This window comes from Nocardioides sp. (assembly GCF_044226305.1).
In the GTDB taxonomy this organism is placed as follows: domain Bacteria; phylum Actinomycetota; class Actinomycetes; order Propionibacteriales; family Nocardioidaceae; genus Nocardioides.
Genome location: NZ_JBGAHF010000002.1, coordinates 126,464 through 143,851, shown reverse-complemented (window position 1 = coordinate 143,851; position 17,388 = coordinate 126,464). Strand labels below are relative to the sequence as shown.

Below are 17,388 nucleotides of genomic sequence, written 5' to 3'. Positions count from 1 at the left end.
GCGCGACTCTAGTAGTATTGGAACACGTTCTAGTTCTGCGGCCCGCGAGGAGTGGCATGTCCATCGGGATCTCCGAGGAGCACGTCGAGCTGGCGTCCAGCCTGCGCAAGTGGGCCGCCGACCTGGCCGGGCGCGACCTCGCCCGGGCCGCGGAGGGTGACGCCGGTGCCGCCTTCGCGACGGCGTGGGAGGCGCTCACCGAGATGGGCGTGCCCACGATCGCGGTGCCCGAGCCGGCCGGAGGCGGAGGCACGGTGCTCGACCTGGCCGTGGCCCTCGAGGCCTGCGCCCACGAGCTGGTCCCCGGCCCGCTGCTCGGGCCGGCGGCGGTCTCGCTGCTGCTCGGGCGGCTGCCGGAGGACGGCGTCGTCGGCCTGGTGCTCGACGACCTGGTCTGGGACGCCCCGTCCGCCGCGCACCTGCTCGCCGAGGTGGACGGCGGCTGGCGGCTGCTCCCGCGCGACGCGGTCGAGCTGACCGCGCAGACCGGCCTGGACCTGAGTCGTCGGTACGGCCGCGCCCGGGTGCTGGACCCGACCGCCGGCGAACCCGTCCACGTGACGACCGACCGCGTGCGGCGTACGGCGGTGACCCTGGCCGCCGCCGAGGCGGCCGGTGTCGCGCGCTGGTGCCTGGCGACGGCGGTCGAGCACGCGAAGGTGCGCGAGCAGTTCGGGCAGAAGATCGGAAGCTTCCAGGCGGTCAAGCACCTGTGCGCCGAGATGCTCGAGACCGCCGAGGCGGTCACCGCGACCGCCTGGGACGTCGCCTCCGCGGCCGGCTCGGACGAGCAGCAGTGGGCGTTCGCCGCCGACGTCGCGGTCGCCACCGCCTTCGACGGGGCCGTCGAGGTCGCCAAGACCTGCATCCAGGTGCTGGGCGGGATCGGCTTCACCTACGAGCACGACGCCCACCTCTACCTCCGTCGCGCGCTGGCGCTCCGCGCGCTCGCCGGCGACGGCGACGAGGCGGCGGACCGCCTGACTGCGGCGGCGGTCGGGGGCGTCCGGCGCCGGGTGGAGCTCGACCTGGGCGGTCGCGACGAGGCGGTGCGCGCCGAGGTGCGGGCGACCGTCGAGCGGATCGCCGCAGCGCCCGAGGCGGAGCGACGGGCGGCGTTCGTCGAGACCGGCTACCTCGCAGCGCACTGGCCGGCGCCGTACGGCCTCGGTGCCGACCCGGTCACCCAGGTCGTGATCGACCAGGAGCTCGACCGGGCCGGCGTGGCGCGCCCCGACCTGGTGATCGCCGGCTGGGCGCTCCCGACGATCCTCGAGCACGGCACCGACGAGCAGCGCGAGCGCTTCGTGCGGCCCTCGCTGCTCGGCGACCTCGTGTGGTGCCAGCTCTTCTCCGAGCCGGACGCCGGGTCGGACCTGGCCTCCCTGCGCACCCGGGCCGTCAAGGTCGACGGTGGCTGGCGGCTGACCGGGCAGAAGGTCTGGAACTCGGTGGCCGAGCGCGCCGACTGGGGCATCTGCCTGGCCCGCACGAACCCGGACGCGCCCAAGCACCGCGGGATCACCTACTTCCTGGTCGACATGAGGAACAGCCCCGGTATCGACGTCCGGCCGTTGCGCGAGATCACCGGCCACGCGCTGTTCAACGAGGTCTTCCTCGACGACGTCTTCGTGCCCGACGACCTGGTGGTCGGCGAGGTCGACGACGGGTGGCGGCTGGCCCGCACCACCCTCGCCAACGAGCGGGTCGCGATGGGCTCCACCCGGCTGAGCCACAGCACCGAGCGGGCGGTCGCGCTCGCCACCGACGGCGTCGGTGCGGCCGGGCGCGTGCGGGTCGGGCACGCAGTGGCGCTGGCGACCGTGTGCGCCCTGCTGGGCGTCCGCTCGACGATGCGCTCGCTGGCGGGCCACGGGCCCGGGGCCGAGTCGAGCGTGGCCAAGCTGCTCGGTGTCCGCAACCGCCAGGACGCCGCCGAGCTGGTCGCCGCGCTGCACGGGGACCGGGTGCTCGTCGACGACGACGAGCAAGTCCGGCGCGACCTCTGGGAGCTGCTCAACACCCGCTGTCTCTCCATCGCCGGGGGGACCACCCAGGTGCTCCGCAACGTCGCGGGGGAGCGGATCCTGGGGCTGCCGCGCTGACCCGGAGCCGTCCTGCGGGCGACCGCGGGGCAAATGTCGAGGAAACGACTGCACTTTTGGGCGATTTTCGCCCCAGAACGCCCACAACAGGTCTAGTCTGGAAGCACCATGTTGTCCGTCCGACCCGTTCGCCTCGCCATGACCGCGACGCTGACGCTGGCGAGCCTCGTCATCGTCAGCCAGCCGTGGCGGACGCCCGCGCCCATCCAGAAGGTCGCGCCGGAGCCGGTGGACACGATCGTGAACGCGGCGGAGCCGTCCGTCCCCACCGTCCCGACCGTCTCGGACGCGCGGGTGTCGGTGGTGCGCGACGCCCTGGCCAAGGCGGGCACCGCGCCGGACATCGGCGAGATCCCGGTCGTCGCGCTCGTGGCGTACCAGCGGGCGGCCACGGTGGCGACCCGCGTCGACGAGTCCTGCGGGCTGTCGTGGACGCTGCTCGCCGCCATCGGTGGCGTGGAGTCGGACCACGGACGCTACGACGGCGCCCGGCTCGGCCAGGACGGTGTGTCGAAGCCGCTGATCCGCGGGGTCGAGCTCGACGGTCGCGGTGCGGTCTCGAAGGTCGCCGACACCGACGCCGGGCGGGTCGACGGCGACAAGCGCTGGGACCGGGCGGTCGGGCCGATGCAGTTCCTGCCCTCGACCTGGGCCACGCTCGGTGTCGACGCGGACGGTGACGGGATCCGCTCCGCCGACGACATCGACGACGCCGCGCTCGGTGCGGCCGTCTTCCTGTGCTCCGCGCCCGGCAGCCTCGACACCCGCCAAGGCATGAGCGTCGCGTTGCACCGCTACAACCCGTCGGCGGCGTACGTCGCCGAGGTGGTCGCGCTCGAGCGGCAGTACCGCACGGGTCGTTACTCCCAGCCCGACGTCCCGGTGACCGTGCGGGCGATGTCGCCCTACACGCTGGCGCCCTCCGGGCCGTCGCAGGGTGACCGGAACGGCCAGCAGGGCAACGGCCAGGGCAACAGCCAGGGTGACGGCCAGGGCCACCAGCAGGGACAGCACGGCGACCAGCCGGGCCAGCACGGCCAGCAGGCCGGCGGCACCGGCCACGACGGCCACGCCTACGAGCCCGACCACCCGCACGGCGGCGGCTCGCACGACCCCGGCGGCGACCCGAGCGACCCGCCGACGACCGACCCGACCGACGGGCCGCAGACCTTCCCGACCGACCCGCCGTCGACCGCCCCGGCCACCGAGGAGCTCGCCGGCACCCTCCAGGCCTGTGGTGACGAGACGACACCGGCCTGGTGCGTGGGCGACACGGTCGTCGACGTCGGCGACACCGACTACCTCGCGGCGGCCGCGCTGGCCGACTTCGACGGGGACGGCACGGTCGAGACGAACGCCGAGGAGCTCGCCGGCCTCGAGGGCACCGAGGTCACGTTCGTGGTGACAGCCGCGAAGGCCGACGAGGTGCCGCAGGTGCTCGCGATCGGCGACGAGGACTACGTCGAGGACGGCGTCGGGCCGACGCGCTGACCGCTCCGCAGGGCGGTGGGGCGGGGGGTGACCGGGACCAACGTCCCGCGAGGTCGGGTCGCCGGACCGGTGGACGTCCGGGCCTGCGCGCGGACGCTGGTGCTGTGCCCACCCGGACCCAGCACCGCGCCACCGCCGCCCGACGGCCGCGGCGTGCCCCGGTGGTGCCTCCGCAGCACGGTGCCTGGGGCTTCCTCGCGCTGCCCCTCCTCCTCGGCGTGGCCGCGGCGGGCTGGTCGCCGTGGGTGCTCGTGCTCGCGGCCGCCTGGGTCGCGGCCTACCCGTGCAGCTGGGCGGTCACGGGGCTGCTGACCGCCCGGCGGCCCGAGCGGTTCCGGAGGGCAGCCCTGGTGTGGACGCCGCCGTGCGTGGTCGCCGGAGCCTCGCTGCTGGCGACCCACCGGTGGCTCGTGTGGGTGCTGCTCGCCTACCTCGCGCTCTTCGCGGTCAACCTGCAGCAGGCGCGGCGTCGCCGGGAGCGCTCGATCGGGAACGACCTGGTCCTGGTGGTGGAGTGCGTGCTGCTGGTCCCCGTGGTCGCCGGCGTGGTCGCCGGCGTGGTCGCCGGCGCATCGGGACTGCGGCTGCCGACGGCGGCGATGACGGCCCCGTCCGTGCTGCTCGCGATGCTCGTCACCGCGCTCGCGCTGGTCGGCTCGACGCTGCACGTGAAGTCGCTGATCCGCGAGCGTGCCAACCCGGCCTACACGACGGCGTCCCGCCTGGTCGCCGTCGTGTCACCGCTCGTCGTGGTGGCTGCGTGCGTCGCGGCGGACGCCTCGTGGTGGCTGGCCGTCCCCTTCGTGCTGCTCGCGGGGCGGGCGATCTGGTGGCACGACCCGACCTGGCGGCCCGCCCGCATCGGCCTGGTGGAGCTCGCCGGGCTCATCCTCGTGGCCGCGTCGGCCTTCCTGGTGCTGTAGCGCCCGTCCCGGCGTCGGCGTCCATGGTCCGCGCGTCGTGCTCGCGACGCCAGCCGTTCCAGTGCCAGTGCAGGTAGCGGTCGATCGCCCGCACGACGTGGGCGCTGCGGATCGAGGGGAACACGTCGAAGGCGTGCTGGGCGCCGGGGAGCTCGGCGTAGACGACGGTCGCCCCCGACACCTCCCGCAGCCGCGCCACGAACAGGCGGGCCTGCTCCACCGCCACGAGCGAGTCGTGCGCGCCGTGCAGCACGAAGAAGTCCGGCGCCTCCTTGGTGATCCGGAGCAACGGCGTACCCGCCCGGAAGACCTCGGGGTCCTCGGTCCAGCTGCGCTGCACGATCCGGGGCGCCAGGAACCGGTCGCGCATCAGCTCGGCGCTGCGCAGGCCCGTGCAGCCGGAGAAGTCGTAGACGCCGTAGTGCGGGACGGCGACCGCCACGCTGGTGTCGGCGTCCTCGAACCCCGGTTGGTACGCCGGGTCGTTGGGCGTGACGGCGGCGAGCGCGGTCAGGTGGCCGCCGGCCGAGCCGCCGGTGATCGCGATGTAGTCCGGGTCGCCGCCGTACTCGGCGATGTGCTCACGGATCCAGGCGATGGCCCGCTTGACGTCGACGATCTGCGCGGGGAACGGGTCGCGGGGGGCGAGCCGGTAGTTGATCGCCACGCAGATCCAGCCCTTGGCGGCGAGGTGCTGCATCAGGGGGATGCCCTGCTCGTCCTTGCTGCCGATCGTCCAGCCGCCGCCGTGCACCTGCAGCAGCACGGGGGCGCGCTCGGTCGTGGCCGTGGCTGGACGGTAGACGTCGAGCAGGCCGCGCTTGCCGTGCTCGGGGGCGTAGGCGACGTTGCGCTCGACGACCACCTCCGCGTTGCGCATCCGGAACGGGTTGACGAGCTGCCGCCAGGGCGTGGCCAGGTCGGCCGGGGTCGGGAGGGCATCGAGCTGCTCGACGTAGTCCGCGCCGATGCCCTCGACGAGCGCGTCCTCGGCCTCCTTCCGCACCCGCCGCGCCTGGTCGACCAGGAACGCCTGGCCCGCGATGTTGAGGGCGGCGAGCGCGAGTCCGGCGCGGCTGCGGGACCGGCGGCCGCGCCGGGTGGTCGCGGCGTGGACGGCGGCGTCGGTCGCGGTCAGGGCGAGCAGGTGCGGGGCCAGCTCGGAGGTCAGCCAGCCCGCGGCGAACGCCGGGATGCCGGCCCGGAAGCCGGGCACCGGTCGGATCGCGTTCGCGGTGAGGGCGGCGGTGACGACCTGGCGGCGGAGGATGCCCATACGACAAATGTAGAACGTGTTTCCGTTCGTGGCACCGGTCCGGACCGACCAGTCGTGAGAGAGCGGTCACGCGTGTCGCGGACTAAGGTGCCTCGTTGAAGGACTGGAACACGTTACAGATCCGTCGTCAGACCCGTCGTCACGAGCGCCCGGAAGGATGTCATGGAGCGGCTGTCAGGCCTCGACGCGAGCTTCCTCTACCTGGAGACGCCCGCCCAGCTGATGCACGTGTGCGGGGTGATCGTGCTGGACCCGAGCACGATGCCGGACGGCTACTCCTACCCCGCCTTCCGTGACGAGCTCGAGCGCCGGGTGCGCGACGTCCCGGAGTTCACGCGCAAGCTCCGCAAGGTCCCGATGGGCATCGACCACCCGATCTGGGTGCAGGACCGGCACTTCGACATCGACCGGCACGTGCACCGGCTCGCGCTGCCCGCGCCGGGCGGCTACGACGAGCTCGTCGAGCTGACCGGCCACCTCGCCGGCCTGCCGCTGGACCGCTCCCGGCCGCTGTGGGAGATGTGGGTGATCGAGGGGTACGGCGACCGGGTCGTCGTCTTCTCGAAGATGCACCACGCGACGGTGGACGGCGTCTCGGGCGCGAACCTGATCTCGCACCTGTGCAGCCTGGAGCCGGGGGCCGCGCCGATGGCGCCGGCCGAACGGCAGCGCGCCCGTCGCGACCCCGGCCAGGCCGAGCTGTTCGGGCGGGGCGTGGCGAGCTTCGTCACCCGACCGCTGAACGCGTTCCGTCTGGTCACGCCCTCGGTGCAGATGGTCACCCGCACCGTCGGCCGGGCCCGCACGGGCACCGCGATGGCGGCGCCCTTCACGGCACCGCGGACGTCGTTCAACGGCACCATCACCAGCCACCGGGTGATCGCGTTCGCGGACCTGTCGCTGGGGGACGTGCGCAAGGTCAAGACCGCGACCGGCACCACCGTCAACGACGTCGTCCTCACCGTGGCCGGCGGGGCGCTGCGCTCCTACCTCGAGGACCGCGGCGAGCTCCCGGAGCACTCGCTCCTGGCGACCGTCCCGGTCTCGGTCCGCGACAAGTCGCAGCGGTCCGGGGGAGCCAACAAGGTCTCCGCGCTGTTCGCGAAGCTCGGCACGGACACCGCCGACGCGCTCGAGCGGCTGCGTGACCTGGCCGCCCGCAACCAGCACGCCAAGGACCACCACGCCGCGATCAGCGCGGACTCGCTGCAGGACTGGGCCGAGTTCGCCGCCCCGCGGACCTTCGGGCTCGCCGTGCGCACCTACGCCGGCCTCAAGCTCCCCGAGCTGCACCCGGTGGTGCACAACCTGGTGATCTCCAACGTCCCGGGCCCGCCGGTGCCGCTCTACTTCATGGACGCCCGGATCGACGGGCTCTACCCGCTGGGGCCGGTCTTCCACGGTGCCGGGCTCAACATCACCGTGATGTCGAACAACGGCCGGGTGCACGTCGGCGTCATCGCCTGCAGCGAGTCGCTGCCCGACGCCGAGGGCCTGGTGCGCCGGTTCCCCGAGGAGCTGGCCGCGCTGCTCTCCGCGGTCGACGACGAGCAGGCCGGCGCGTCGGCGGAGCCGGTGACCGAGCTGGCCACGAAGAAGTCAGCCGCCAAGAAGGCGCCGGCGAAGAAGGCGCCGGCGAAGAAGGCGGCGAAGAAGCCGGCGGCGAAGAAGCCGGCGGCGAAGAAGCCGGCGGCGAAGAAGCCGGCTGCCGCCGAGGCGTAGTGCTCCCGCTTGGACGATGAAACTCCCGCTTGGACGACGAAGGTTCATCGTCCAGCCGTGAGGTTTGTCGGCCGGCCGATGAATCTCCTGCCGGGACGACGAAGGTTCATCGTCCAGCCGTGAGGTTTGTCGGCCGGCCGATGAAACTCCCGCCGGGACGACGCAGGTTCATCGTCCAGGCCGGGCCGCTCCGCTGACCGCCCCCCTGACTGCCCCTGACCGTCGCGCCCGGACGACCCCTCAGGCGGACTCGGAGGCGCTCGGCGGCGGGTCGTCGGTCCGCGGCCGGCGTACGCCGCGGTGCCGGGCGTTGACGGTGGCGACCGCCTCGAGCAGGGCCGGCACGAAGCGCTCGGACTCCATCACGCACGCCGCGTGCCCGGCGTCGACCACGTGGATCGTCGCGCCGGGGATCCGGCGGGCCAGCGCCACCTGGTTGTCCGGCGGCAGCACCCGGTCGCGGCGCGTGACCACGACGGCGGTGGGGACGTCGATCCGGTGCAGCCAGGGGCGGGAGTGGTGCCGCCCGAGCGCGGCGACGGCCTGCCCGACCGCCCACGGCGAGGTGCTGCGGAACTCCTCGACGGCCCAGTCGTGGATGTCGACGGGCGCGATGTCGAGCGCCTGGTTGGTGGCGCGGCCGGCCGCGCGGGCCGCGCGGGCGGTGGTCCGCGAGCGGGACAGGCCGCGGGCGCCGGCCATCGTGACCTCCATGCCCTGGTGGAAGACCCGCTCGGCGACGGTGGAGCGGAACCGGTCGGTCGTCGCGCACAGCACCAGGCCGGCGACCACCTCGGGGTGCTGGCGCCACACCCGCTGGGCGATGATCGAGCCCATCGAGTAGCCCGCGACGATCACCTCGCCCAGATCGAGCACCTCGACCAGGGCCGCCACGTCGTCGGCGCAGTCGACCAGCGAGAACTCCGCCGAGTGGATGCCGCGCCCGTGCCAGCGCTGGTCGAGCGTCACCACCCGGTAGCGCCGCGAGAGCGGCCCGATCGACGGGAACCAGGTGAGCAGCCCCGTGCAGCCCACGGCGTGCAGCAGCACCACGGTCGGCGCGTCCGGCGTCGGGCCCGGGGTGTCGGTCACGTACGTCGCGCCGCGGCCCGGCAGCTCGACCATCCGCCCCTCGGGGATCCGGGCGTGCGGGACGTACACGCGCCGCTTGAGGAAGCCGAGTGGTGCGACCGGTCTCACGGTTCTCCTTGCGTTCGAGGGCGTGCCCTGCTGGAGTAGAACAGGTTACAGTTTCGCACGGCAGGGACCCGGAGGCGACAGGAGATGCAGGTGAGTGAGGCAGCCGAGGCGGTGTGGTCGGTCGTCCGCGAGGTGCTGGACCGCGCCGACGACGCCGACGACACCCGCGGGGACGCGACCTGGGCGGCGCTGGCCGCCGCCGGGCTGCTGGCGCTCCCGGTCCCCGAGGCCCACGGCGGGGAGGGTCTCGGCCTCGACGAGGTGGCCGTCCTCCTGCACGAGACCGGGCTCCGGGCGACGCAGCTGCCGGTGTGGGAGACGCTCTGCTGCGGCGTCCTGACGCTCGCGGCCGCCGGCTCGGAGGACCAGCGCGCCGCGCTCCTGCCCGGGGTCGCGGCCGGCGACACCCTGCTCGCACCGGCGGTCCGCGAGGTCGGCGGCACGGCGGCCACGACGTACGCCGACGGCCGGGTCACCGGGCGCAAGATCGGTGTCACGTACGCCGACCGCGCGGCCCGCCTGCTGGTGACCGCGGCGTCCGGCGACCAGCCGGTGGTCGCCCTCGTCGACCCGGCGGGGCCTGGCGTCGAGCTGCTCGAGTCGATGTCCAGCCTCGGGCCGGCGCAGCACACCGTGGTGCTCGACGGCGCCCCGGCCGAGCTGCTCCCGGGAGCCGACGCCGCCGGGGTGCTGCGCGAGCTGTGGGTGGCCGGGCTGTGCCTCACCGCCGCAGGGCTGGTGGCCGGGGCGCGCGACCTGACGGCGTCGTACGTCAAGGGACGCACCCAGTTCGGCCGGAGCCTGGCCGAGTTCCAGGCGGTCGCGATGCAGGTCGCCGACGTCTACATCACCTCGCGGACCGTCGCCCTGGCGGCCGAGAACGCCGCCTGGCGGATCGGCACCGGCCGCGACGTGACCGACGACCTGGCCGTGGCGGCGTACTGGGTGTGCCACGAGGCGCCGACCGCGATGCGCACCTGCCACCACCTGCACGGCGGGATGGGTGTCGACATCACCTACCCGATGTCGCGCTACTTCTCGTGGGTCACCGACATCACCCACGCGCTCGGCGCGCAGGCCGAGGACGTGCACGTCGAGGACCCGACCACCAAGAACCTCGAGCTCACCGAGTCGCAGCGGGCGCTCAAGTCCGAGCTGCGCAGCTACTTCACCGGCCTCGCCGACGAGAACCAGCACCGCGACATGGCCCTGGACCGGCACGGCGAGACCTACCAGCGGGTGGTCCGCCAGATGGGCGAGGACGGCTGGATGGGCATCGGCTGGCCGACGGAGTACGGCGGCCACGGGCTCGGCGAGATCGAGCAGACCATCTTCGCCAACGAGGCCCAGCGCGCCGACGTCCACCTGCCGGCCGTCACGCTGCAGACCGTCGGACCGACGCTGATCCGCTACGGCACCCAGAAGCAGAAGGACATGTTCCTCAAGCCGATCCTCGAGGGGCGGGTGCACTTCGCGATCGGCTACAGCGAGCCCGACGCCGGCACCGACCTGGCCGCACTGCGCACCACCGCGCGGCGCGACGGCGACCACTACGTCGTGAACGGGCAGAAGCTCTGGACCACCGGCGGCCACCAGGCCGACTACATCTGGCTGGCGTGCCGCACCGACCCGGACGCGCCCAAGCACCGGGGGATCTCGATCCTCATCGTCGACACGAAGGACCCCGGCTACTCCCACACGCCGATCATCACCGCCGACGGTTCGCACCACGTCAACGCGACCTACTTCAACGACGTCCGGGTGCCGGTCGACATGCTGGTCGGCGAGGAGAACCAGGGCTGGAAGCTGATCACCACCCAGCTCAACCACGAACGGGTCATGCTGGGGCCGGCCGGCCGGCTCGAGGGGCTGCGCGACCGGGTCGCGGACTGGGCCGCCAAGGCCGGGGTGATCGACCGGCCGGACGTGCGCCGGACGATGGGCGCGGTGACCGCGGCGTTCCGGGTGAACGAGCTGCTCAACTGGGAGGTCGCGCGGGCCGCCGCCGTCGGCGAGGTGTCCGTCGGCGACGCCTCGTCGTCCAAGGTGTTCGCCGCCGACCAGGTGCAGCACCTCGCGGCCGACCTGACCGACGTCGTGCACCGGTACGGCGACCCTGCCGACGAGGAGACCGACCAGCTGATGCGCTACCTGGACGGCCAGGCCAAGCGGAACCTCGTCCTCACCTTCGGCGGGGGCGTGCAGGAGGTCCAGCGCGAGCTGATCGCGATGTTCGGGCTCGGGCTGCCGAGGGTCCCGCGGTGAGCGCGGACGTGAGCGGGGCGGCCGTGGGCGCGCAGGACCGGATCATGGCCGAGGCGGAGCGGATCAAGGCGCTCGGCGAGGCGTCGGAGTCGCTGGCGCCGTACGAGGTGAACCAGCCGACGATCGGCACCTGGCTGGACGCGATGGGCTACGAGAACCCGCGGTTCCGCAACGGTGAGGCGCCGCCGTCGATGGCGCAGGTGTGGACGATGCCCGGCCTCGGCCGACGGCGTCCGGACGACGACCCGTTGAGCCGGATGATGGAGGTGCTGACGGCCGAGGGCTACACGGCCGTGCTGGGCACCAACTGCGAGCAGACCTACGAGCGCTACCTGCGGGTGGGGGAGCGGGTCCGGGTGACGACGGCGCTGGACTCGGTGGCCGGCCCGAAGCGCACCGCGATGGGCGAGGGCTACTTCGTCACCTCGCGCAACACCTGGTACGTCGACCACCCGGACGGGAGCAGCGAGCAGGTCGCGAGCATGCTGTTCCGGGTGCTCAAGTTCATCCCGAAGGAGGCTCACGGTGGTTGAGGTCCGAGCGGAGCGAGCGTCGAGACCACAGGTGATCCGCCCGATGATCGGGCGCGACTCGCAGTTCTTCTGGGACGGCACCCAGGTCGGGGAGCTGCGGATCCAGACGTGCAACGCCTGCGGGGACCTGCGGTTCCCGCCCGGCCCGGCCTGCCCCGCGTGCGGCGCCTTCGACCGCGGTCATGTCGTCGCTGCGGGCACCGGCACGGTGTTCTCCTACGTCGTGCACCGCCACCCGCCGGTCCCGGGCAAGGAGCTGCCGATCGTGATCGCGCTCATCGACCTCGACGAGGGCGTGCGGATGGTCGGCGAGGTCGTCGACGTGGGTGACGAGGAGATCGAGATCGGGATGCCGCTACGCGTGGACTGGAACCGGGTGGACGACGAGCTGACGCTGCCGGTGTGGAGGCGGGCATGAGAGCCGGCGACACGATCCCCGCGTGGTCGCTGCCGCTGACCCCGACCACGATCGTGAGCACCGCGATCGCCACCCGGGACTGGCAGGACGTCCACCACGACCGCGACGTCGCGCAAGCGGCCGGGTCGAAGGACATCTTCATGAACATCCTCACGACCAACGGGCTCGTCGAGAAGTACGTCGTCGACTGGGCCGGCCCCGACACCGAGCTCAAGGGCATCGCGATCCGGCTCGGCGCGCCGGCCCACCCCTACGACACGCTGACCTTCAGCGGGACCGTCGAGTCCGTCGAGGACGGCATCGCGACGATCTCGGTCGTCGGCCGGGTCTCGCTCGGCGACCACGTGACCGGCACGGTCCGGGTGGTCGCATGACGCTCTCCGGCAAAGCGGCGATCGCCGGCATCGGCGCGACCGAGTTCTCCAAGGAGTCCGGCCGCTCCGAGCTCCAGCTGTCGGTCGAGGCGGTGCGGGCCGCGCTCGCCGACTGCGGGCTGACGCCGGCCGACGTCGACGGCTTCACCACGTTCACCATGGACACCTCCTCGGAGATCGCGGTCGCCCGCGAGCTCGGCTGCGGCGAGCTGCGGTTCTTCAGCCGGATCAACTTCGGCGGCGGCGGCGCGTGCGCGACCGTCCAGCAGGCCGCGATGGCGGTCGCCACCGGGGTGGCCGACTGCGTGGTGGCCTACCGCGGGTTCAACGAGCGCTCCGGCTCGCGCTTCGGCCAGTTCTCGGTCGCGGCCGCGACCCAGGTCAACACCAACGGCCTCGACAACGCCTGGACCTACCCGATGGGGCTCGGCACCCCGGCCGCCACGGTGGCGATGCAGGCGCGCCGCTACATGCACGAGTACGGCGCCACCTCCGAGGACTTCGGCCGCGTCGCGGTCGCCGACCGGCGGCACGCCGCGACCAACCCGAACGCGTTCTTCCACGGGCGCCCGATCACGCTCGAGGACCACCAGGCCTCGCGGATGATCGTGGACCCGCTGCACCTGCTCGACTGCTGCCAGGAGAGCGACGGCGCGGTGGCGCTCGTGGTCGTCTCGGCCGAGCGGGCGCGCGACCTGGCCCAGAAGCCGGCGTACGTCGCCGCGGCCGCGCAGGGCAGCGGCGTCGACCAGTTCGTGATGACGTCGTACTACCGCGACGACATCGGGATCCCCGAGATGGGCGTGGTCGGCCGTGAGCTGTGGCGGCAGAGCGGGCTCGGCCCGGCCGACATGCCGATGGCGATCCTCTACGACCACTTCACGCCGTACGTCCTCATGCAGCTGGAGGAGCTCGGCTTCTGCGGCCGCGGGGAGGCGCCGGGGTTCGTCGCGGACGGGGCGATCGAGATCGGCGGCCGGCTGCCGCTCAACACCCACGGCGGCCAGCTCGGCGAGGCCTACATCCACGGCATGAACGGGATCGCCGAGGCGGTCTGCCAGGTCCGCGGCACCTCGGTCAACCCGGTCCCCGACGCCCACCACGTGCTCGTCACCGCCGGCACCGGCGTCCCCACGTCCGGGCTGGTGCTGTCGGCTTGACCGGTGACCTGTGACCGGCGACCGGTGACCGGGGCCGGCACATCTTCTTGCTGGTTTCCCCGGCCGGCCGGGGAACCATGGACTTAGTGGGTGATGCAACACCCACTAAGTCCAGGGATTGCCCACGAAGTCTGCCCAGGAGCCGCACACACGGCAGATGTCCCGACTCAACGTGGCGGGCCGGCGTCGACGATGCGCTCCACCTCGGCGAGGTCGAGGTCGAACGGGCCGATCCGGGTGAGCACCCAGCTGGCGCCGCGGTCGAGCCACGGCGTGTGGTCCTGGTCGGTCCGCAGGTCGACGACGAGGTCGAAGCCGGGGGCCGGGGACTGCGCGGCGATGTCGGCGGCGACGGTGTCGAGGTCGTCGGGCCCGTCGAGCCCGATCACGAAGTAGCCGTCGTGGCGCGCCGCCCGGCGCAGGGGTACGGCGTGGGGGAACCGCCCGCCGAGCCAGATCGGCACCCGGGGCGCGGGCCGGAACCGGACGCCGCGGGCCGTGTAGTGCGGTCCCTCGTGCGCGACCTCCTCGCCGGACAGCAGCCCGGTGAGCACCGTGAGACCGTCGTCGAGCATCTGCCCGCGGACCCGCGGCGAGACCTCGTCGCCGAACGCGCCGAACTCGCCGACCCAGTCGTCGCCCAGCCCCAGGCCGAGGACGAACCGCCCCGACGACAGCACCGCCAGCGAGGCCGCCTGCCGGGCGAGCACCTGGGGGCGGCGCCGGGCCAGCGGGGTGACCATCGGCCCGAAGGAGAGTCGCGACGTCCGCATGGCCACCGCGGCGCAGCAGGTCCACACGTCCGCGATCTCGCCGACCCGGTCGCCGTACTGCAGGTGGTCCCAGAGGAAGAAGCCCTCCCAGCCGGCGGCCTCGGCGGTTGCGGCGAGGTCGCCGACCACCCGCGGGTCGGCGAGCGCGTCGAACGGCGCGACGAACAGCCCGCGCCGCGCCGTCACGCGGGCGCCTGCAGCTTCTCGGCGAAGAACCCGAGCACCCGGTCCACGGCCTCCTGCGAGCGCTGCTCCGTGACGGTCGAGTGGCCCTTGCCTGGGAGGTCGACGCGCAGGAAGGCGTCGCCGAGCTCGCGGGTCAGCGTGTCGAAGCGGGTGCCGACGGCCGGGTCCTTGCTGTAGCGCAGCCCGAGCACCTGGCAGCCCGCTGCCGCGCGCTCCTTCACGGCCGTCAGGTCGGCCGCGGAGAGGTTGAGGTCGGCGGCGCGCTTCCTGCCGACGGCGAACGGCAGCGACGGCTGCGCGAGCACGGGCGCGGCGACGGAGGTGTCGACCATCATCGCGAGCGCGAACCCACCGGTGAAGCACATCCCGAGCGCACCGACCCCCGGTCCGCCCAGCTCCTCGTGCAGCGACCGGGCGAGGCTGCGCAGCCAGGTCGCGATCGGCGACGTCTCGCCGACCGCCATGGTCGTGAACTCCTTGCTGATGCACGCCCTCGGCAGCACCTTGGCGATGGCGCCGGCGCTCGGCGGCGCCTCGGGGGTGCCGAAGAGGTGCGGCAGCACCACCGTGTAGCCGGCCGCCACGACCTCCTCCGCGAACCCGATCACCGTCGGCGTCAGACCCGGGATCTCGTGGATGATGACCACGCCCGGGCCGGCACCTTTCCGGTACGTCGGGTGGGTGGTGTCGCCGGCCGTGTGCTGCCCGGCGGTCCAGCTGTCGAGGAGTGGCATGTGGTGAGTATGGGGACGGGGAGGTCGTGAGGGAACGTCGTGTCCGGCTGGTGATGCCGCACCAGCTGTTCGAGGAGCACCTCGACGCTCCGGCAGGGACCGCCTTCGTGCTGGTCGAGCACGACCTGATGTTCCGCCAGTACCGCTTCCACCAGCAGAAGCTGGTCCTGCACCGCGCCTCGATGCAGCGCTTCGCGGACCGGCTGCGCGCCGCCGGCCGCGACGTCGCGGTCGTCGAGACCGGCCCCGGCCGCACCTCGCGCGACCTCCTCGAGGAGGCGCTCCGTCGGCTGCGCCCCACCGCCGTCGAGGCCTACGACGTCGTGGACGACTGGCTCGAGCGCGACCTGCCGATGGTCGACGAATGGTGGGAGAGCCCGGGGTTCCTGACCACCCGCGCGGACCTGCACCGCTGGTTCGACGACGCCGGACGCCGCGTCCGGATGCAGCACTTCTACACCTGGCAGCGGCGCCGGCTCGGCGTCCTGCTCGACGGCACGGGCCCGGACGCAGGACCGGTCGGCGGCCGGTGGTCCTTCGACGAGGACAACCGCAAGAAGCTGCCGCGCGGGCACCCCGTCCCCGAGGTGGCGCGACCGGAGCGGCACCCGGCCGTCGACGCGGCGGTCGCGTGGGTGCAGGACGCGTTCCCCGACAACCCCGGTGACGCGGGGGCGTTCGCCTGGCCGACCAGCCACGAGGAGGCGTCGACGGCGTACGGCGACTTCCTGACCAACCGGTTCGACCAGTTCGGCCCCTACGAGGACGCCATCGCCGCCGGCCAGGGGACGCTCTTCCACTCGCTGCTCACCCCGGGGCTCAACATCGGCCTGATCTCGCCGCGGGAGGTTGTGAACCGGGCACTCGAGGTGGACGACGTGCCGCTCGCGTCGCTGGAGGGGTTCGTGCGGCAGGTGATCGGCTGGCGCGAGTACATGCGGGCGACGTACGTGCGGGGCGGCCGGCGGCTGCGCAGCCGCAACCACCTCGGCCACACCCGTCCGCTGGCGCCCGGGTGGTGGACCGCCGAGACCGGCCTCGACCCCGTGGACACCGTGGTCGGGCGGGTGCTGCGGACCGGCTACGCCCACCACATCGAGCGGCTGATGGTCCTCGGCAACGCGATGTGCCTGCTGCGCACGGACCCCGAGGCCGTCCACGAGTGGTTCATGGAGATGTTCGTCGACGCCTACGACTGGGTGATGGTCCCGAACGTGCACGCGATGAGCCAGTTCGCGTCCGGCGACGCGATCACGACCAAGCCCTACGTGTCGGGGTCGAACTACCTGCGCAGGATGAGCGACTTCGGTCCGGGGGAGTGGCGCGACGACTGGGACGCCCTCTACTGGACGTTCGTGCGCGACCACCACGACGTCTTCGCGGCGAACCCGCGGTCCCGCCAGGTCGCCCGGCTGTACGACGGCCTCGACCCGGCCACGAAGGCCCGGCACACCCGTCGTGCCGCGCCCTGGCTCGCCTGACGTCGGTGGTCGCCCTGCACGGGTGGTGCTCCGGTGGTGCTCCGGTGGTGCTCCGGGGGGTGCGCCGGGCCGGCGGCCCGGTGCGGGAGGATCGTGGCGTGACCGAGACAGACCGGCCCCGGGGCCCGGCGCGGGCGTGGCTCGCCGCCCGCCCGGGGGACGTCGTCGACGTCTTCGTCTACGTGGTCGTCCTCAACCTGGCCGTGGAGTACTTCCCGGCCGTCATCAGCGAGACGTTCACCCTCTCGCTGCTGACCGCGCTGCTGCTCAAGGTCGCGCTCGAGGTCGTCCTCCGGCTCAAGGGCCGGATCCTCGCCCGGCACCGTGCGGCGACGACGACCGCCGGGAAGCTGCTGGCGGTCGCCGCGCTGTGGGCGGTGGCCGCCGGGAGCAAGCTCGTCGTGCTCTGGCTGGTCGACCTGGTCTTCGGTGACGACGTCAGCCTGGGCGGGTTCGTCCCCGTCACGGTGCTCGTCGTCTGCCTGCTGCTGTCCCGGGCCGGCGTGCGCCGCCTGCTGGGCGAGTCCGCCTGACCGCGCGCCGCCGCGCGGACGTCATACGTGGTGGCTGTCGGGGCGACCGGTTCGTAACCGGTTCGTATGACGTCCCGGGGGGGGGGGGGCGGCCGGGGGACGGCATCCGGGGGGGCGGTCGGGGCGACCGGGGCGTTTGACGTCCCGCGGGGGGGGGGGGGGACGTGATGGGGGGGGGTTGTGGGGGCGACCGGTTCGTTTGACGTCCCGCGGC

At 73.3% G+C, this 17,388-nt stretch carries 15 protein-coding genes; 11 read left to right on the top strand and 4 right to left on the bottom strand.

Features of this window, described 5'->3' with window-relative positions:
• Nucleotides 1-56 precede the first annotated feature (56 nt).
• The 3 genes from ACILQ5_RS02755 to ACILQ5_RS02745 all read left to right on the top strand — a co-directional run bounded on the left by ACILQ5_RS02755 (nt 57) and on the right by ACILQ5_RS02745 (nt 4,519).
• Nucleotides 57-2,105 (top strand): acyl-CoA dehydrogenase family protein, encoded by a 2,049-nt coding sequence (locus ACILQ5_RS02755; protein WP_395656441.1) that lies wholly within the window; start codon nt 57-59, stop codon nt 2,103-2,105.
• Nucleotides 2,106-2,243: 138 nt separating this feature from the next.
• A complete protein-coding gene (locus tag ACILQ5_RS02750; protein WP_395656440.1) occupies nt 2,244-3,596 on the top strand; it encodes a lytic transglycosylase domain-containing protein in 1,353 nt (450 codons plus the stop codon).
• Nucleotides 3,597-3,700: 104 nt separating this feature from the next.
• Entirely contained in the window at nt 3,701-4,519 is an 819-nt protein-coding gene (locus ACILQ5_RS02745) for a YwiC-like family protein (protein WP_395656439.1), read from the top strand.
• Here the strand turns inward: ACILQ5_RS02745 and ACILQ5_RS02740 are convergent.
• Complete coding sequence (locus ACILQ5_RS02740; RefSeq protein WP_395656438.1) at nt 4,482-5,795, bottom strand: alpha/beta hydrolase fold domain-containing protein; 1,314 nt, start codon at nt 5,793-5,795, stop codon at nt 4,482-4,484. The two genes, ACILQ5_RS02745 and ACILQ5_RS02740, sit on opposite strands and share 38 nt — an antisense overlap.
• 162 nt (nt 5,796-5,957) lie before the next feature.
• Between ACILQ5_RS02740 and ACILQ5_RS02735 the strand changes: the two genes are divergently transcribed.
• Nucleotides 5,958-7,517, top strand: a complete 1,560-nt coding sequence (locus ACILQ5_RS02735) for a wax ester/triacylglycerol synthase family O-acyltransferase (RefSeq protein WP_395656437.1) — start codon at nt 5,958-5,960, stop codon at nt 7,515-7,517.
• A gap of 240 nt (nt 7,518-7,757) precedes the next feature.
• On the opposite strand, the gene ACILQ5_RS02730 is transcribed toward ACILQ5_RS02735, so the two are convergent.
• Nucleotides 7,758-8,717 (bottom strand): alpha/beta fold hydrolase, encoded by a 960-nt coding sequence (locus tag ACILQ5_RS02730; RefSeq protein ID WP_395656436.1) that lies wholly within the window; start codon nt 8,715-8,717, stop codon nt 7,758-7,760.
• 84 nt (nt 8,718-8,801) lie between these two features.
• Between ACILQ5_RS02730 and ACILQ5_RS02725 the strand changes: the two genes are divergently transcribed.
• Genes ACILQ5_RS02725 through ACILQ5_RS02705 form a run of 5 tightly spaced genes read left to right on the top strand, consistent with a single transcriptional unit; the run spans nt 8,802 to nt 13,467 of the window.
• On the top strand, nt 8,802-10,982 hold the full coding sequence (locus tag ACILQ5_RS02725) for an acyl-CoA dehydrogenase (RefSeq protein WP_395656435.1): 2,181 nt from the start codon (nt 8,802-8,804) through the stop codon (nt 10,980-10,982).
• Nucleotides 10,979-11,515 (top strand): MaoC family dehydratase N-terminal domain-containing protein, encoded by a 537-nt coding sequence (locus ACILQ5_RS02720; RefSeq protein ID WP_395656434.1) that lies wholly within the window; start codon nt 10,979-10,981, stop codon nt 11,513-11,515. The genes ACILQ5_RS02725 and ACILQ5_RS02720 overlap by 4 nt, the downstream gene beginning before the upstream one ends.
• Nucleotides 11,516-11,546: 31 nt before the next feature.
• Complete coding sequence (locus ACILQ5_RS02715) at nt 11,547-11,933, top strand: Zn-ribbon domain-containing OB-fold protein (protein ID WP_395656433.1); 387 nt, start codon at nt 11,547-11,549, stop codon at nt 11,931-11,933.
• A complete protein-coding gene (locus ACILQ5_RS02710) occupies nt 11,930-12,307 on the top strand; it encodes a MaoC family dehydratase (RefSeq protein WP_395656432.1) in 378 nt (125 codons plus the stop codon). The genes ACILQ5_RS02715 and ACILQ5_RS02710 overlap by 4 nt, the downstream gene beginning before the upstream one ends.
• On the top strand, nt 12,304-13,467 hold the full coding sequence (locus ACILQ5_RS02705; RefSeq protein WP_395656431.1) for a lipid-transfer protein: 1,164 nt from the start codon (nt 12,304-12,306) through the stop codon (nt 13,465-13,467). Before ACILQ5_RS02710 ends, ACILQ5_RS02705 begins: the two co-directional genes overlap by 4 nt.
• Nucleotides 13,468-13,634: 167 nt before the next feature.
• On the opposite strand, the gene ACILQ5_RS02700 is transcribed toward ACILQ5_RS02705, so the two are convergent.
• Together ACILQ5_RS02700 and ACILQ5_RS02695 are read right to left on the bottom strand one after the other, a co-directional pair.
• Nucleotides 13,635-14,426, bottom strand: a complete 792-nt coding sequence (locus tag ACILQ5_RS02700; protein ID WP_395656430.1) for an LLM class flavin-dependent oxidoreductase — start codon at nt 14,424-14,426, stop codon at nt 13,635-13,637.
• Nucleotides 14,423-15,160, bottom strand: a complete 738-nt coding sequence (locus ACILQ5_RS02695; protein WP_395656429.1) for a dienelactone hydrolase family protein — start codon at nt 15,158-15,160, stop codon at nt 14,423-14,425. Before ACILQ5_RS02695 ends, ACILQ5_RS02700 begins: the two co-directional genes overlap by 4 nt.
• Before the next feature lie 26 nt (nt 15,161-15,186).
• Here ACILQ5_RS02695 and ACILQ5_RS02690 point away from each other — a divergent pair, with 26 nt between their 5' ends.
• Together ACILQ5_RS02690 and ACILQ5_RS02685 are read left to right on the top strand one after the other, a co-directional pair.
• Nucleotides 15,187-16,641 (top strand): cryptochrome/photolyase family protein, encoded by a 1,455-nt coding sequence (locus tag ACILQ5_RS02690; RefSeq protein WP_395656428.1) that lies wholly within the window; start codon nt 15,187-15,189, stop codon nt 16,639-16,641.
• Nucleotides 16,642-16,739: 98 nt separating this feature from the next.
• Nucleotides 16,740-17,174, top strand: coding sequence for a hypothetical protein (locus tag ACILQ5_RS02685; RefSeq protein ID WP_395656427.1), 435 nt, complete (start codon nt 16,740-16,742; stop codon nt 17,172-17,174).
• Nucleotides 17,175-17,388: the final 214 nt, after the last annotated feature.

What these genes read in the sequence shown, in the direction of transcription:
- ACILQ5_RS02755 (WP_395656441.1), top strand. Translation starts at nt 57, where the DNA reads ATGTCCATCGGGATCTCCGAGGAGCACGTCGAGCTGGCGTCCAGCCTG.
- ACILQ5_RS02750 (WP_395656440.1), top strand. Translation starts at nt 2,244, where the DNA reads ATGACCGCGACGCTGACGCTGGCGAGCCTCGTCATCGTCAGCCAGCCG.
- ACILQ5_RS02740 (WP_395656438.1), bottom strand. Translation starts at nt 5,795, where the DNA reads ATGGGCATCCTCCGCCGCCAGGTCGTCACCGCCGCCCTCACCGCGAAC.
- ACILQ5_RS02735 (WP_395656437.1), top strand. Translation starts at nt 5,958, where the DNA reads ATGGAGCGGCTGTCAGGCCTCGACGCGAGCTTCCTCTACCTGGAGACG.
- ACILQ5_RS02725 (WP_395656435.1), top strand. Translation starts at nt 8,802, where the DNA reads ATGCAGGTGAGTGAGGCAGCCGAGGCGGTGTGGTCGGTCGTCCGCGAG.
- ACILQ5_RS02710 (WP_395656432.1), top strand. Translation starts at nt 11,930, where the DNA reads ATGAGAGCCGGCGACACGATCCCCGCGTGGTCGCTGCCGCTGACCCCG.
- ACILQ5_RS02705 (WP_395656431.1), top strand. Translation starts at nt 12,304, where the DNA reads ATGACGCTCTCCGGCAAAGCGGCGATCGCCGGCATCGGCGCGACCGAG.
- ACILQ5_RS02695 (WP_395656429.1), bottom strand. Translation starts at nt 15,160, where the DNA reads ATGCCACTCCTCGACAGCTGGACCGCCGGGCAGCACACGGCCGGCGAC.